Raw genomic sequence first — 15,054 nt, forward strand, 5'->3', positions numbered from 1 at the left:
ACCGATCATTTTGTTTCTGGCGGCAGAGAAACGTTCTGCCGCTACGCATTTTACTCTTCGCTAAACCAGTCGCTATTTTCCTGACGTACCAGCAGCACGGATTCGCTAATTTCTTGCAGATGCAGGCTCATCGCCTTTTCAACCGCATCCGGGTTGCGGGCCACCAGCGGCTGGAAAATATCATAATGCTGGCGCAGCATCATATCGGGAGGAGTGACGTGATCGAGGCTCATGTAGCGCACCCGGTCAATGGTGGCTTTAATGTTTTCAACGGTATCCCAGGCGAGCTGGCAGTCGGCAATTTGCGAAAGCTTCTGATGAAACTCATCATCCAGCTGGAAAAAATCGGTTAACTGCTGGCGCTCAACCGCCGTGCGCTGCTGATTAAGATTTTGCTCAAGCTGGTAGAGCTGCTCATCATTCACCATTCCGGCAGCGCGTCGCACCACGGCGCATTCGATAGCCTGGCGGACAAAACAACCGTTGCGTACCTGCGAGAGAGAGATCTTATTTACGTAGCTGCCGCGCTGCGGACGGATCTGGATCAGGCCATTTTCAGCCAGTTTTATAAAGGCTTCGCGCACCGGCTGGCGAGAAACGTCAAAGCGCACGGAGACTTCTTTCTCCGAAAGCGGGGTTCCGGGCGGAATCAGACAATGGACGATATCCCGACGAAGGATACGATAAATTTGCTGATTTACGGGCTGTGTCGGATTCAGTTGAGCTTCTGCGGCCATTGATGGTTACTTTTATAAGGTAGTTGCGCTATTTTACGGGATTTTTACCGTCCAGCCCAGACCCGGCCTGCAGGCCGGGTCACGGAGCTTAGCCCTGACGGTGAACGTTCAGTCCGGCAAAACTTTGGCTGACCGGCATCATTTCCAGGGTGTTGATGTTGACGTGTTTTGGCAGGTTCGCGACCCACCAGACCGCTTCGGTGACGTCTTCCGGCGTCAGGGCTTCGGTATTCTCGTAGGCTTTACCCGCCTTCGCGTCGTCACCTTTAAAGCGCACGTTAGAGAATTCGGTTCCGCCAACCAGGCCCGGTTCAATATCGGTCACGCGCAGGGCCGTACCGTGCAGGTCTGTACGCAGGTTCAGGCTGAACTGGCGCACAAACGCTTTGGTCGCGCCGTAGACGTTACCGCCTGCATATGGCCACGCGCCGGCGACCGAGCCGATGTTAATGATATGGCCGCGATTACGTTCAACCATTCCCGGCAGAACGGCGCGGGTCATATAAACCAGCCCTTTGTTATTGGTGTCAATCATGTCTTCCCAGTCTTCAATGCTGGCTTTATGGGCGGGTTCAAGACCCAGCGCAAGCCCGGCATTATTGACGAGAACATCAATCGCCTGCCAGTCAGCCGGCAGCCCGGCAATCATCTCTTCGATGGCTGCGCGATTGCGTACGTCCAGCTGGGCGGTATAAAGATTCTCGCCCAGCTCATCCTTAAGAGTTTTCAGGCGTTCTTCGCGACGCCCGGTGGCAATCACTTTGTGACCGTTAGCGATAAAACGGCGAGTAATGCTTTCACCAAAACCCGCGGTTGCTCCGGTAACCAGGATAATCATCTTACTGTTCCTCAACGCTTTTTGTGTCTTCATACCATAGCACGCGATCCCGGCGACGGGTAATGGAAATCATCAGTCAGACGTTGTCGATCGCGGCGATACACAGAGTATTGATTGCGGTCAATCAATGAGTTGCCTAATCTTACAGGATAATCGTTTTCAGGAGATGAAGATGTCGGAGAACAATCCTTTTTTCAGCGTTAGCCTGCTGCCTTATCAGGCGCCGCGTTTCGATCTGGTTGACGTCAGCCATTACCGACCCGCCTTCGACGAAGGCGTTCGTCGCCAGCGTAAAGAAATTGCCGCTATCGTTAATAACCCGCAGCCGGCTGATTTTGCCAATACCCTGGAGGCCCTGGAGCAGAGCGGTCAGCTGCTGGCGCGGGTAACCAACGTCTTTTTTGCGATGGCAGGCGCGGAGACTAACCCGACCATTCAGGCACTCGATGAGCAGTTTTCCGCCGAGCTGGCTGAACTGGCTAACGATATCTGGCTCAACGATGCTCTTTTTCAGCGGGTGAAGCTGGTGTGGGAGCGGCGAGAATCGCTCTCCCTTGACGCCGAGTCCAGACGTCTCCTTGAGGTAACCTGGCAACGCTTTACCCTTGCGGGAGCCACGCTTGCGGAAGAGCAAAAAGCGGCGCTGCGCGCGCTGAATACCGAAGCGGCGGCGCTGCAAAGCCAGTTCCAACAGCGCCTGCTGGCGGCGGTAAAATCGGGGGGCCTGGCGGTGGATTATGTTCATCAGCTCACAGGTCTCAGCGATGATGAGATAAGCGCAGCGGCAGAAGCCGCGCAGGAGAAAGGGTTAAGTGGACGCTGGCTGCTTTCTCTGCTCAATACCACCCAGCAGCCTGCGCTGCTTTCGTTGCAGGATCGGCAAACGCGAGAAAATCTTTTTGCAGCTGGCTGGACGCGAAATCAGAAGGGCGATGCGAATGACACACGCGAGCTGGTGCTGCGGTTGACGGCAATCCGCGCGCGCAAAGCGCAACTGCTGGGCGCAGATGACTTTGCCAGCTGGTCGATGGCCGATCAGATGGCGGGCGCCCCGGCAGAGGCGTTTGCCTTTATGCGGCGAATCGCTCCGGCGGCGCGGGCGCGAGCCGAACAGGAACTGGCGGATATTCAGCAGGTTATCGATCAGGAAGGCGGCGACTTCCGCGCGGCAGCGTGGGACTGGCTCTATTACGCAGAACAGGTGCGCCGGGCGAAATTTGCTATCGATGAAGCACAGCTTAAGCCCTATTTTGCTCTCGAGCGCGTTCTGCGTGATGGCGTATTCTGGGCAGCGACACAGCTGTTTGGCATTCGCTTTGTGGAACGATTCGATATCCCGGTTTATCACCCTGACGTGCGGGTCTGGGAAATCATCGACGCTACGGGCGAGGGTATCGCACTTTTTTATGGCGACTATTTCTCGCGGGATAGCAAAAGCGGCGGGGCGTGGATGGGCGTATTTGTCGAACAATCCACCCTGCGTGCGCAGCATCCGGTTATCTACAACGTCTGTAACTATCAGAAACCGAAAGCCGGGCACAGCGCGTTGCTTTCCTGGGATGAAGTTATCACTTTATTTCACGAGTTTGGCCATACGCTGCACGGGCTGTTTGCCAGGCAGAAGTACGCCAGCCTGTCGGGAACCAATACGCCACGCGATTTTGTTGAGTTTCCTTCGCAGATTTATGAACATTGGGCCAGCGAGCCGCAGGTCTTTGCCCACTATGCGCGGCATTACCAAACCGGCGAGGCCATGCCGGCAGCGCTTCGTGACAGCATGTTCCGCGCGGCGAAGTTTAATAAAGGCTACGATATGAGTGAGCTGCTCGCGGCGGCGCTGCTGGATATGCACTGGCACAGCGTAGCCGTGGATAAGCTACCCGATGACGTTGATACTTTTGAAGCCGCAGCCCTGCATGCGGAGAAAATGGATCTTCCCGCCGTGCCGCCACGCTATCGCAGCAGCTACTTCTCGCATATTTTCGGCGGCGGCTACGCCGCGGGTTATTACGCCTATCTGTGGACGCAGATGCTGGCGGATGACGGCTACCAGTGGTTCGTTGAGCAGGGTGGTTTAAGCCGTGAAAACGGCCAGCGCTTCCGCGAGGCGATTTTGTCTCGCGGCAATAGTACTGATTTAGCAGAACTTTATCGCCAGTGGCGCGGACACGATCCGCAGATTGAGCCGATGCTGGAAAACCGCGGGCTGAGTTAGTCGAGCGTTTTGGCGAGTAGAAGAAGACCGGGCGCAGTTCAGCAGAGCCCGGTTTTTTGTCTATTTTTCTTCCCCAAAATCCCGCCAAAACTTTTCCCCAAAATATCATGAGGCATGGCCCATTTGATGCCACTGAAACCTATAAATTTACTTTGTATTATATATTTGATTTCTTATCCGCGATTCCTTTGGCATCGCTTGCAGAGTTCTGCAATCGAAGGAAGCCATTATAAAATAATAATAACTTTGTATTAGTTACAAAACTAAATTGGTGTTAAATAGCGATAATTTTGTTAGCTTCTTCTACGATGGTATCGTTAACGATAGCACCAATTCCAGCCATAATTAAGCCACATCCCAGCACTCCTACCGGACCAGACAAAACGGCGGCAAAAGCTAATGCTGCGAGATGCGTGGCGGCAAAATCGATAGCGATTGTCTGCACTTTAACAAAGAAAGGATGCCAGTTATCAGTCTCAACTCAGCGCCCGGTTCTCAAGGTACAGGTCGGCAAACTAGTTGGCCGACTGATTATGACGGAGGATCTCTAAATGTGAATGGCACGATTATGCGGGATACTTACATCAATAGCCTCAAAATGTTCATTTCCGGCACAAGGTTTTCAGCAGGGAGTCCCAGACTTATTTGTGAAGATCTTTGCAAAATGGATGGTCAATTTTGAAGACCCTTCGGCTGTGCGCTTGAACCTTTGATTAAGTTGTTCATTCCAAATAAGAATGCTCCATGAGCCAACATCCCCCATATGCAGATACTTAATCCATCGATGCTCCACTTACGGCTTAAAAGATAATGACAAATTGCAGCTGATGGCTGATAATTACTGGTTGTTAAGTAACATCATGGCTGAAAGATGCTATGTGTTACTATAACGAAAATGGGGTATTGAAGGTTTAGGGATTATAAATTTATGAGATTTTATGGCATCGATTATCTACAAATGCAGTCTAATATCAATGATTATTTAAAATACATTATTATATTTAGTACATTATTTATCCTGATCGTTGTTTTTAGCCTGTATATGCGCCATCGTTTACAAACTAAATACCGTGACTTAACGATCATTGCGTTCTTATTTTTACTCTTCATTTCTGGTGTTCAGTATGCAGATTATACCGATAGCCAAAATATACACTCCAGGTCATCACAAATGGTCAACTTTATTAGGTTGTTGTCACAAGAAAAAAAAGTGAGTGTTAATTCTATATTCTCCAGTTCAGTACAACTTTCGGATGGCATTATCGTTAAAATTAATGATTTTTATTATCGTGTCAACTTAAGTCTGGATCAAAAAACATACAGCCTGGTAGAGGTTTCGTTAGTAACCCCAGATGTTGAAATCGTGAAAAACTGAGGAATAGAAATGATAATTTATACACCTATCATAATAAAGTTGGGACTGGGAATACTGTGCTTAATTGTTCAAATAAATCTCATGGGAAAGGGAAATCTGGCCCCTTCATCCGCAATGGATCAGGTTCAGAACTATGTGCTGGGGGGGATTATTGGTGGCGTAATTTACAATGAATCAATAACAGTACTACAATTTGTTCTGGTATTAATTATATGGACTTTTCTGGTTTTTGTTCTTAAGTTTTTAAAAGAAAATAATCGGTTAGTAAAAAGAATTCTTGATGGAAAGCCTATTACTTTGGTTCATAATGGAAGTGTTAATGTTAAGGAATGTTTACGCAATGGTGTTTCAGCTAATGATTTGATGTTCAAGTTAAGAGCAAGTGGTATTTATGAAATAGAACAGCTTAAACGAGTGATACTTGAACAAAATGGTCAGTTAACCATTATACAAAATGGTGATGAAAATATACGTTATCCAATCATAGTGGATGGTTTGGCCAACCATGATCTGCTCGAAATCCTTAACAAGAATAGTGACTGGTTAGAAAACGAAGTTATAAAGCAAGGCTTCAATAAAATCAGTGAAGTGTATTTAGGTGAGTATTTATCAGGTAGAATCAATTTATACGGATATGAAAAATAAAACCCAAAATTAATGCCCTTGTTATCAGCATCCAACTGATATTGGTGATTTTTTGTAGAGGGGTAAGTATCAGGAGGCTGCCATTTCTGGTGTACCTCTATCTCAGGTCTTTAGCATCAACATCCGCTTCTGACGTATAGCGGACGTTTTCAAAGCTATAGGCTATTGGTAGCATCATCAGTTCTGGCCATTTTTTTCATGTTACTAACCGTGCGAACAGGGCGCCAGGTGAAACGGTTTGCTGACAGAGCGCCATTTGCAATTATCTTTCCCGCTTATCAGAGAACTTCATTTTGGTGAGATCGCCGCGTCTTTGTATGGTGACTATCGCCATCAGCATGGGGTTTTGAACACAAAGGGCCATGTTGTTGTGCCTCCCTGAACATGACGAGCGCGGCGTATTCAGCGATATCCATGCCGAGCGGCATGCCCTTTGTGATGGCCGACAGTTGGTTATAATCCCCGATATTATCGCCGATTTTCGCAGGTTACCTTTTGAAGCCTCATCGTTTTCTGTGGTGGTTTTTGATCCCCCACATCTTGAACGTGTCGGACCAAACGGATGGCACGGTAAAAAAATATGGAAAGCTGGATTGGGACAACTGGGGAGATGATCTACGCGCTGGCGTTAGAGAGGCATTTTGAGTACTGAATCCTCATGGTGTTTTAATTTTTGGCCTGGTTTTAAATAAATGTTGAAGTTGATAGTTTTTGGTGATATACCATAATAATAGTATATTTAAAGATTTAGAGGCCATATTATGGCAAATGTTAAATCTTTGATTTGAGATAGTTAAAAACCATCAGTATCTCAACAAGAGCCGTTGCTTTGATATTTAAAAGAAATGCTCGTATTAGGTTCAAAAATAGATCAAGTAGTTCAATGCAATATATTCCGTGCTTTTGCAAGAGCAATGGATTTTAAAGCTCGAGAACCTGTATGCGTTTAATGTATACATTGTCTTGAAATTAATTGTAAAAGTAGTATGCATTAATGAAATTAGATTTTTTTATATTGCAAATTAAAATAAAAATTATCACATACCGAGGAGTTAAAGTATATGAAGCCAAAAGAAGTACTTTGCCAATGGGTTGACGCATTTAATAATGCAGATATAGAAACCATCTCAGAATTATATGATGATAATGCAATAAACCATCAGGTTGCCAATGAGTCAGTTGTTGGGAAAGAGGCTATAAAGAAAATGTTTGAACAAGATTTTTCTTACGCACAAATGGTTTGTATCGTTGAAAACATTTTCGAAGATGGGCAATGGGCAATTTTAGAGTGGCGTGACCCATTCGGTTTGAGAGGTTGCGGTTTTTTTCAAATAGTAAATAATAAAATTTTATTTCAAAGAGGCTACTGGGATAAGCTATCTTTCTTGAAATTGCGCAATTTACCTATGGAATAAAATAAATATTTACCCTATGTGAATAGTTTGCAAATTTCTTAAAATTTTCGTTAAGGGAAGTGTAATAACTTCCCTTTATAAATTGTTATAATATCAACTCTGTATTAAAACATAGCCTAATTTTAAGTGGAACGAGATTGCTGGCTGGGTTATGGCATTGATTATCGCGAGCTGCGCGCCTGCGACTATGGTGCCCCAACGATAACTGACCAAATTCCGAACCGGAGCTACCGGGCAGCAAGTAACGGATCCGTTGCCGACGGTAACCGTAGGGACATCAAAACGCCCGGCGGGAATGGTCATGCGTGGGGGATTGTCGAGGCAGATTTTTCTTCCCCAAAATCAATCTTTATCCTTAAGACACCCTTTTACACTGTGCAATTATTGATGAAATAGCTTCATACATATCCTTGTTATGGCGGGCATAATAAAAACTTACGGTGCTTTGCTTTCCGCTAAAATCTGCTATATCGACCCATGCTACGGTGTTTCCTCCTGCGTCCAGAATGTTATATCTATAGGAACCGTCTGGCAGCGAGTCATCCTGTTGCATCAATAAGTCGTTGTTCACCGCTGCGGATTGTAAGCATGACGCGACTTCATTTTTATAACCATTAAAATAACTCGTGCGTAATTCTGGATGTATCCCGATAAGGCCGGGGTCCACACAGCCGGTCAGGGTTATAAATATAAATGCTAATAATGATATCTTCATTGGGAATAAACTCCTGATATGAGGCTTTAGGGTAAGCCGCAAAAAATAACTATGCAAATGTTTACCTTTAGTATCTTGATATTATCAATTGTTGTAATTGTGTTATTTAAAAAGGCAAATTTAAATAACACCCGTGGTTGTCAATTTTTATATTTGTTATGTTTATCATCCATTGAATAAAAATATATGGGGCAGGTCACAATCAATGATGATTTTTACTTAGTCAGATACTGATTTCCATGCTTATAATTTAACTGGTGAGTTCCGTAATTCAATGGCTAATACATTTTGTTACAAAAGCAGGCAGTCATCTCATGCTTTATAATAAAATATCAAACGTCCCTCTTTTCTTATTTAAATGTTCTGTGTGATGTGCGCCCACATCAAAATGTGAGTTTTTATAAGATTTAAGCTAAAGGGATGAAATAAGCGATAAATGTATTGTAAATAGCAAGAGTGTGACTTAACCTTGCTGTGTTGTCATGTTAGTACCTGTTCTTAAGTTTTTAGCGTGAGGGATTATAATGTTCTCCAGGAAAATTAAAATTTTTACTCTGTTTCTATCTTTAATGGCCGCCGGACAGGCGATTTCCGCCGTTAAGTCCCCAGACGTCACTGTCTATGCGCAGAAAGAGGGGGCCGGAAGTGTATGGAACAGCGTGACGGGGAAAGCTGAGCATTTGCTATCATATCAGGTTACGGTTAACAACAACTCCAGTGAACCTTTGGTTCCTGGTAAAGATAATAAAATGTGTTTTTACCTCGATGATAATATGGGGAAAACCTTAATGGGGCATGGGATACAGTTAGAACTTTTATCCCCATATAAGCCAGGAGAGTCCCGCACTGGCGTCATTTACTTTTCCAGTACTGAACCCGATATGCTGTCATTACCTTATGTCAAACTTGGTTTAGGTTCCCAGTGTAAATAACTCTTTTTTAGGATTATTAATGTCGGATAAACAGGTCAGGGGATTTACCTTTAGCGGCCTGTTTTTCTTTAATATAAATAATTAAAGCAAAACAGATTGCTCTCCCTTTTTTATCCTTTCTTTTCCTCGTCAGCAAAGTATAAGCATGCGGCGGGCTTCCGGGTTAACCGACTGGATTAAGCAGATAGTGGACCAGGGCTGCCGGTGATTCGTTGAGCAGGGCGGTTTAACGCGAGAAAACGGCCAGCGCTTGCGCGAGGCGGTGCTGTCTCGCGGCAACAGGACTGATCTGATTTAGCTGAGCGTTATCGCCAGCGACGCGGGCAGGATCCGGATATTGAGTGGTGCCGGAAAACCGCGGGCTGAGGTTCGTCAAGCGCTTTGTCGATTCATCGAGAACCGGGTGCCAGAGCCCGGTTTTTGTTTGTTTTCTTCTCCAGCGTCATCCCTTAAACGCATCAATATTGGCCTGGAGATTCTGTTGGGAGGGCTAAAATGCATGCGCATTCGATTTAACCTTAGCAATAAACTTCTCTGTAAGGGACAGCCCTTCGATGATTTCCTTATCTACTACAGCAATTCCATACTGGATGATTAACTCAAGTAGCCCTTCATAGCTCTGTATGAGCTCCTGAAGGCTGTTGAGCGTTTTGCGATCGGAAACTGAGGGGCTCCGGGAATTCGCAGTCGTTTGATTAACAATCCACTCGAGGTTGGCTTTAATTATTTCTATATCATTGTAACTATACATATTTCATGGGCTTAAATCCTCATTTCAAGATTTTTTTGAGAAAACGTGTTTCTGCCTTCATAGAATGAAGCTGTTGAATAACATTCAAAAACGCTATTACTGAAGGTGTCGATGACCTGGTCAGACTGGGGGTGAGCTGCAGAAGCGGTTCCTGTTGAATAGCGCTGCTACTGGCATATCCCGTGAAGAACGGCGCGACGCGCATTATCTTAATTATGCAACGGTTCGCCGATATATCAAGAAATGCACGGTACAAACTGCGGAAAAGTCATTTTCCCTGCGGAATCAGGTTGCTCACCTGCGAACCGTATGCAAGAGCTGCAGGTGAGCAATTTGCTATGAAAGCAGAACCATAGCGACAAAATTTTATCCTCGCACTGCTGGCAAAACCAACAAACAGTTTATCGCCGGGAACACTTTAGGACTTACCTTACTCATTACATCAATATGTTACGTCAGTGAAGAAAATTGATAGACGGAACCTATATTGATATGTCGCCGGGTTAAATCTACTGTATGTATAAACAGTATTTATGTGAGCGGATACTTACAATGATTTTTTACACCCCAGCAGAGCTGCGAGAAGTCCTTTCACTTCCGCTATACAGTTGTCTCGTTCAATGTGGTTTTCCGAGCCCCGCTCAGGATTATGTTGAACAACGAATCGACCTGAACGAACTGTTAGTCAATCACCCCTCAGCGACGTATTTTGTCAAAGCTGCGGGCGATAGCATGAAGGATGCGGGCATTGGTGAGGGGGATCTTCTGGTCGTGGATAGCTCAAGAACTGCAGTCCATGGCGATATCGTGATTGCCGCGGTGGACGGGGAGTTCACCGTTAAGAAGCTGCAGCTTCATCCACGGGTTCAGCTCAATCCGATGAATATCGCTTATACCCCCATCGTCGTGGGTAGCGAGGACACGCTGGATGTATTCGGTGTGGTGACGTATATCATCAAAGCGGCTGGCTGAGATGTTCGCCCTGTGTGACGTGAACTCATTTTATGCCAGCTGTGAGACGGTGTTCAGACCCGATTTAAAAGCGCGGCCGGTGGTTGTTCTTTCCAATAACGATGGCTGTGTGATTGCGCGCAGCGCAGAAGCTAAAGCCGCCGGGATAACGATGGGAGAACCGTTTTTCAAACAAAAGGATCTTTTCAGACGGGCTGGCGTAGTTTGCTTCAGCAGCAATTACGAGCTTTACGCGGATATGTCCAACCGCGTGATGACAACGCTTGAGGAGATGTTGCCGCGGGTAGAGATTTACAGCATTGATGAGGCTTTTTGCGATCTAACGGGGGTGCGAAACTGCCGTGACCTGACGGAGTTTGGTAAAGAGATCCGCGCTACGGTTCTTAAGCGTACGCATCTGACCGTTGGCGTTGGCATTGCCCAAACGAAAACCCTGGCTAAGCTCGCCAATCATGCGGCTAAAAAATGGCAAAGGCAGACGGGCGGCGTGGTTGATTTGTCGAACGTTGAGCGTCAGCGCCGGCTGTTGGCCCTGGTTCCCGTGGAGGATGTCTGGGGCGTTGGCAGACGCATCAGTAAGAAACTGAATACGATGGGCATCAAAACGGCTCTGGATCTCTCAGAGCAGAGCGCATGGGTTATCCGAAAACACTTTAATGTCGTACTGGAGCGAACGGTAAGAGAACTTCGCGGCGAGCCCTGCCTTGAGCTGGAAGAATTCCCGCCGGCAAAGCAGGAGATCGTCTGCAGCCGATCTTTCGGCGAACGCGTCACCGAGTATGAGCAGGTGCGTCAGGCGATCTGCAGCTATGCCGCCCGCGCGGCTGAAAAGCTGCGCGGTGAGCATCAGTACTGCCGCTTTATTTCGACGTTCGTGAAGACTTCCCCCTTTGCACTGAATGAGCCTTACTATGGCAACAGCGCCCAGGTGATGCTTCTCATCCCCACGCAGGATTCCCGCGACATTATCCATGCGGCGGTAAAGTGCCTGGATAAAATCTGGCGCGATGGCCACCGCTATCAGAAAGCTGGCGTCATGCTCGGCGACTTTTTTAGCCAGGGCGTCGCGCAGTTAAACCTGTTTGATGACAACGCCCCGCGGCATAACAGCGGCAAGCTTATGGAAGTGCTCGATCATCTCAACTCGCAAGAGGGAAGAGGCACCCTTTATTTTGCCGGGCAGGGTATTCAGACCGCATGGCAAATGAAAAGAGAGATGCTTTCGCCGCGTTACACCACGAGATACAGCGATTTGCTTCAGGTCAGGTGATAGGGAGAACGCCGCAACTCTATACCATTCCTTTCTTAGCAAGTTGCCTGGTTGAGCTCGCAGCTCGGATAACACGCCAATATCAGCGCAGGGTTCAGGTTGATTCCTGCCCCAGGGTTCCGCGAAAATTGCAGTAATAACCAATAGAGGCGGTGAGACAAAGCATATAACCGAATGATTCGCTGCCTTCCTCAACGACATTTTTTACAACCCGAACGTAACCGTCATCGAGTATGGCCTGCCATAAACCTTGCATACCGAAGAGTCGGGAGAAGACCAGAATAGCCAGCAGCCCGCTGATTAACATGCCGTACCCGGGCGTACGGGTATATTGTGTAAGCTGTTCCATGGTCTGACGATAATGAATAAGTGGATTAATTAAGGCTGCCAGAGCGGCAATCAGCGCAAACCACACCCAACTCCCGTGAGAAATAAGATCAAAAAGGGCGTCCAGCTCACGAATTAGCATGGCAAGGAAAAAGCCGCCAATAAGAATATTGCAGTAGCGCATGGATTTATACTGCTTCGCCAGCAGAAAATGAATAACAACAATGGTAGCTAACACCAACTCCTGAACAATTTCAGTGAGTGATAATTCCGAAATATTATAATCCCAATAATGTATATCGACCCACAGGCAAAGTACCACAAATGCGCAGGTACAAGCCGCGCCAAGGAAGAAGAAAAAGCTTTTAAGTACAGTCATTAACATCACCAATTTTGATTATGGCGAATATGATAGGTGACGTTAATGTAAATTCTGTTCACTTTGTGCTGTATAATAACCTTTCTTTAACACATAATGCGGATTAGCTTATTCTGGGTGATATATTTTACGAACATGGAACGATCGCGCCTGTAAGAGGTATATGCAGATTGTGCTTAGCTGAGCGCTTGTATCAATTCCGGTCCCTGGTTTTTCACATTACCTACCGCTCGCGATACCGGGTGCCAGGCGAAATGGTCTGCGGAAACCGCCCCGTCGGCAATAATCTCTTCCGCTTCTTTCCCACCGACATCCTGGCGCATCCATTTCCTGGCAGCTTCAGGCTCCAGCACTAACGGGCGGCGGTCGTGAATATCGACAAGGCCTCGATCGGCGGCGGACGTGACGATAAGAAACCCTTCCGCTTCATCGCCGCGTTCGAAAGGTACGCTGCCGATCGCCGCCATGAATAGAGGTTTACCGTCTTTACGATGGATGAAGTAGGGTTGTTTTTTATCGCCTTCACGCTTCCACTCGAACCAACCGTCGGCAAAGCAAATCGCCCGGCCATGCTGCCATAGCGGTTTAAACATTCTGCTGGTGGCCGCGGTTTCGGCACGAGCGTTAATAAGCGCGGGTTTGTCCCACCACCCGGGGGCATAGCCCCAGTGTACCGGATCGAGGTGCAGCCGTTCGTTACGTTCGCTGAGCAACAGAACTTTGGTACCGGGCGCCACGTTATAGCGTCCTATAGGCTGCGGATCATAAGCAATGTCGCGCTCGGCTTCTTCAGCCAGATAGGTCAGATATTCTTCCCTGGTTTGTGATTGAGCAAAACGTCCGCACATAGCCACCTCTAATCGGATATCAGATTTTAAGTATAGGTCAGTATGCTTCTCCTCTATTTTCAACGGCGCCGTGGCCGCAAACGCGGCGGATCTGGCCCTCTCGACGTTCGTTGAGCAGGGCCCGATTTATGGCGCAAATATCCGCTACTCAATCCCTTTAAAAAATTAAAACCTGAGAAAGTTCTGAATAAATTAGTGTCTATCTTTCAGTACCCTGCGCGCTTTTATCTGATTGCAGTGATAAATGTTGTGAGCGTAGCCGATAGCCCAAAAAGCGATGGCAAAATCCATTTAACGTCCACGCCAGAGATAATGTTTATCCTATTATTTAACTAACTGATTAAAATCAATATATCTGGATTATTTATTACGTTAGGATGACCTTACAACTAACGGGGATAAATAATGAAAAAACTACTCTTAATTGCTGTTGTTATTGGGTCTTTAACAGGATGTGCCAGCGTTCCACCTCTGAATTTTTCTACACCTGGCGTTGGCGTTAGCCAGAAGAAAATTGATGCACAGCTAAAATCACTCACGGTTTCGCTTGCGCGTCCCGATGAGCAGAAAGGCGATATCGTCGCGGGGATGGAAACCATTACCCCCATTTGGCGAGACTCGTTACAAGAGGCGCTCGATAGAATGGCGATCTTTAAAGATAACTCTGCTAATACGGTGAGCCTTAACGTGAAAGTCTTAGCGATTGACGTTCCGAGCTTTGGCATGGCCATGACAACGAAAGCCGTTGCGCGTTATGAGGTAATTAACCGCTCTAATGGCGATATTATTTATACGCAAGATATCGAATCTACTGGAACTGTGCCTGCATCCTATGCCTTCGTGGGCGTTGTTCGCGCCCGTGAATCAATAAACCGCGCGGTACAAAACAATATTACGCAGTTCTTACAAGCGTTAGAAAGCATTGAACTCTCCCGCCCGATGTTCCCTTCGAAGGTAGATAAATGAGACGGGTCGCTTTAATCACGATGCTCACGTTGTTAGGGGGGTGTGCGCAGGATATTTCCCCGAATAGCTATTCCGTGGGTTCGGTAGGCATGGTGAATCGCTCTATTGCCGGCACTATCATTAGCGCGCGACCGGTCGATATTCGTGGCACATCCGCTTTGGGCGGTGCTGCGGGTACGGCCGCGGGAGCGGCTGCAGGGTCTGCAATTGGAGGAGGCACTCGCGCGAATATTGTCGGCGCTATTGGCGGGGCGGTTGTCGGGGGGCTAACCGGCGCAGCGCTTGAAGCTTCTGCGACAAAACAGACGGGGATGGAATATGTTATCGAAACGGAAAACGGTAATCTGATGACCGTTGTACAAGGTAATACCCCCTTGTTTGTCGAAGGTAATAAGATACTCGTACTATACGGCAGTCCTTCACGTATCATTGCCGATCCTCGGCATTGATACAGCAATGAACGCCGGGCGTAGAGCCTGATAGCTGCCAGTTAAGCGTATTGAAGGTAGCCGCAACCTGCGCGTTGCGGCTGTTTTTTGCGGCTTACAGAAGAGCCAAACCTGCGCCACTGTCCCGGTACCCGGCTGCACAACACCAGTTCGGGAAACGTCAGGCTGCATGGGCAGGCGGGCGGCAGAAAGTGAGCTCTGCCCCGGCTTTCTTCACCGA

The 15,054-nt window shown here is 47.2% G+C and carries 14 protein-coding genes and 3 pseudogenes; 11 read left to right on the top strand and 6 right to left on the bottom strand.

The window, feature by feature from the left end:
* Positions 1-50: 50 nt before the first annotated feature.
* Both HMPREF3178_RS22965 and ydfG read right to left on the bottom strand, forming a co-directional pair.
* Positions 51-737, bottom strand: coding sequence for a GntR family transcriptional regulator (locus HMPREF3178_RS22965; protein ID WP_004102435.1), 687 nt, complete (start codon positions 735-737; stop codon positions 51-53).
* An 88-nt stretch (positions 738-825) separates the two neighbouring features.
* Positions 826-1,575 carry a bifunctional NADP-dependent 3-hydroxy acid dehydrogenase/3-hydroxypropionate dehydrogenase YdfG gene (gene ydfG / locus HMPREF3178_RS22970; protein ID WP_004102434.1) on the bottom strand — a complete coding sequence of 250 codons (750 nt, stop codon included), beginning with the start codon at positions 1,573-1,575 and terminating at the stop codon, positions 826-828.
* Positions 1,576-1,747: 172 nt separating this feature from the next.
* On the opposite strand from ydfG, the gene dcp reads away from it, so the two are divergent.
* Positions 1,748-3,790 (top strand): peptidyl-dipeptidase Dcp, encoded by a 2,043-nt coding sequence (gene dcp / locus HMPREF3178_RS22975; protein WP_017145786.1) that lies wholly within the window; start codon positions 1,748-1,750, stop codon positions 3,788-3,790.
* A gap of 274 nt (positions 3,791-4,064) precedes the next feature.
* Here dcp and HMPREF3178_RS30375 read toward each other — a convergent pair.
* Positions 4,065-4,256: pseudogene (locus tag HMPREF3178_RS30375) on the bottom strand (colicin-like pore-forming protein); the annotation flags it as partial.
* 462 nt (positions 4,257-4,718) lie between these two features.
* On the opposite strand from HMPREF3178_RS30375, the gene HMPREF3178_RS22980 reads away from it, so the two are divergent.
* The 4 genes and pseudogenes from HMPREF3178_RS22980 to HMPREF3178_RS22990 all read left to right on the top strand — a co-directional run bounded on the left by HMPREF3178_RS22980 (position 4,719) and on the right by HMPREF3178_RS22990 (position 7,225).
* On the top strand, positions 4,719-5,165 hold the full coding sequence (locus HMPREF3178_RS22980; RefSeq protein WP_004102431.1) for a DUF3290 domain-containing protein: 447 nt from the start codon (positions 4,719-4,721) through the stop codon (positions 5,163-5,165).
* A gap of 9 nt (positions 5,166-5,174) precedes the next feature.
* Positions 5,175-5,810, top strand: a complete 636-nt coding sequence (locus HMPREF3178_RS22985) for a DUF421 domain-containing protein (protein ID WP_004102429.1) — start codon at positions 5,175-5,177, stop codon at positions 5,808-5,810.
* Positions 5,811-6,172: 362 nt separating this feature from the next.
* Positions 6,173-6,452, top strand: a pseudogene (locus HMPREF3178_RS31900) (SAM-dependent methyltransferase); the annotation flags it as partial.
* A 419-nt stretch (positions 6,453-6,871) separates the two neighbouring features.
* The gene (locus tag HMPREF3178_RS22990; protein ID WP_017145788.1) at positions 6,872-7,225 is read left to right on the top strand and encodes a nuclear transport factor 2 family protein; all 354 of its coding nucleotides are present in this window, start codon (positions 6,872-6,874) and stop codon (positions 7,223-7,225) included.
* Positions 7,226-7,580: 355 nt separating this feature from the next.
* Here the strand turns inward: HMPREF3178_RS22990 and HMPREF3178_RS22995 are convergent, their stop codons facing one another.
* Positions 7,581-7,940 carry a hypothetical protein gene (locus HMPREF3178_RS22995; RefSeq protein ID WP_017145789.1) on the bottom strand — a complete coding sequence of 120 codons (360 nt, stop codon included), beginning with the start codon at positions 7,938-7,940 and terminating at the stop codon, positions 7,581-7,583.
* 524 nt (positions 7,941-8,464) lie between these two features.
* Between HMPREF3178_RS22995 and HMPREF3178_RS23000 the strand changes: the two genes are divergently transcribed.
* The 4 genes and pseudogenes from HMPREF3178_RS23000 (at position 8,465) to HMPREF3178_RS23015 (ending at position 11,865) form a co-directional block, all read left to right on the top strand.
* Positions 8,465-8,872: a DUF4354 family protein gene (locus tag HMPREF3178_RS23000; RefSeq protein ID WP_017145790.1), complete on the top strand. Its 408-nt coding sequence runs from the start codon at positions 8,465-8,467 to the stop codon at positions 8,870-8,872.
* Positions 8,873-9,044: 172 nt separating this feature from the next.
* Positions 9,045-9,238 (top strand): annotated as a pseudogene (locus HMPREF3178_RS32225) (hypothetical protein); the annotation flags it as partial.
* A gap of 937 nt (positions 9,239-10,175) precedes the next feature.
* Positions 10,176-10,595, top strand: a complete 420-nt coding sequence (locus tag HMPREF3178_RS23010) for a translesion error-prone DNA polymerase V autoproteolytic subunit (RefSeq protein ID WP_004102417.1) — start codon at positions 10,176-10,178, stop codon at positions 10,593-10,595.
* 1 nt (position 10,596) lies between these two features.
* A complete protein-coding gene (locus tag HMPREF3178_RS23015; RefSeq protein ID WP_017145791.1) occupies positions 10,597-11,865 on the top strand; it encodes a Y-family DNA polymerase in 1,269 nt (422 codons plus the stop codon).
* 94 nt (positions 11,866-11,959) lie between these two features.
* On the opposite strand, the gene HMPREF3178_RS23020 is transcribed toward HMPREF3178_RS23015, so the two are convergent.
* Positions 11,960-12,571, bottom strand: a complete 612-nt coding sequence (locus tag HMPREF3178_RS23020; RefSeq protein ID WP_004102413.1) for a hypothetical protein — start codon at positions 12,569-12,571, stop codon at positions 11,960-11,962.
* A gap of 176 nt (positions 12,572-12,747) precedes the next feature.
* Positions 12,748-13,419 carry an SOS response-associated peptidase gene (locus HMPREF3178_RS23025; RefSeq protein ID WP_004113322.1) on the bottom strand — a complete coding sequence of 224 codons (672 nt, stop codon included), beginning with the start codon at positions 13,417-13,419 and terminating at the stop codon, positions 12,748-12,750.
* Positions 13,420-13,824: 405 nt separating this feature from the next.
* Between HMPREF3178_RS23025 and HMPREF3178_RS31915 the strand changes: the two genes are divergently transcribed.
* Positions 13,825-14,385: a YajG family lipoprotein gene (locus HMPREF3178_RS31915; protein WP_004102408.1), complete on the top strand. Its 561-nt coding sequence runs from the start codon at positions 13,825-13,827 to the stop codon at positions 14,383-14,385.
* Positions 14,382-14,834, top strand: a complete 453-nt coding sequence (locus tag HMPREF3178_RS23035) for a hypothetical protein (RefSeq protein WP_004102406.1) — start codon at positions 14,382-14,384, stop codon at positions 14,832-14,834. Before HMPREF3178_RS31915 ends, HMPREF3178_RS23035 begins: the two co-directional genes overlap by 4 nt.
* Positions 14,835-15,054: the final 220 nt, after the last annotated feature.

It is taken from the genome of Klebsiella sp. HMSC09D12, assembly GCF_001808475.1.
GTDB classification, from domain to species: Bacteria; Pseudomonadota; Gammaproteobacteria; order Enterobacterales; family Enterobacteriaceae; genus Klebsiella; species Klebsiella oxytoca.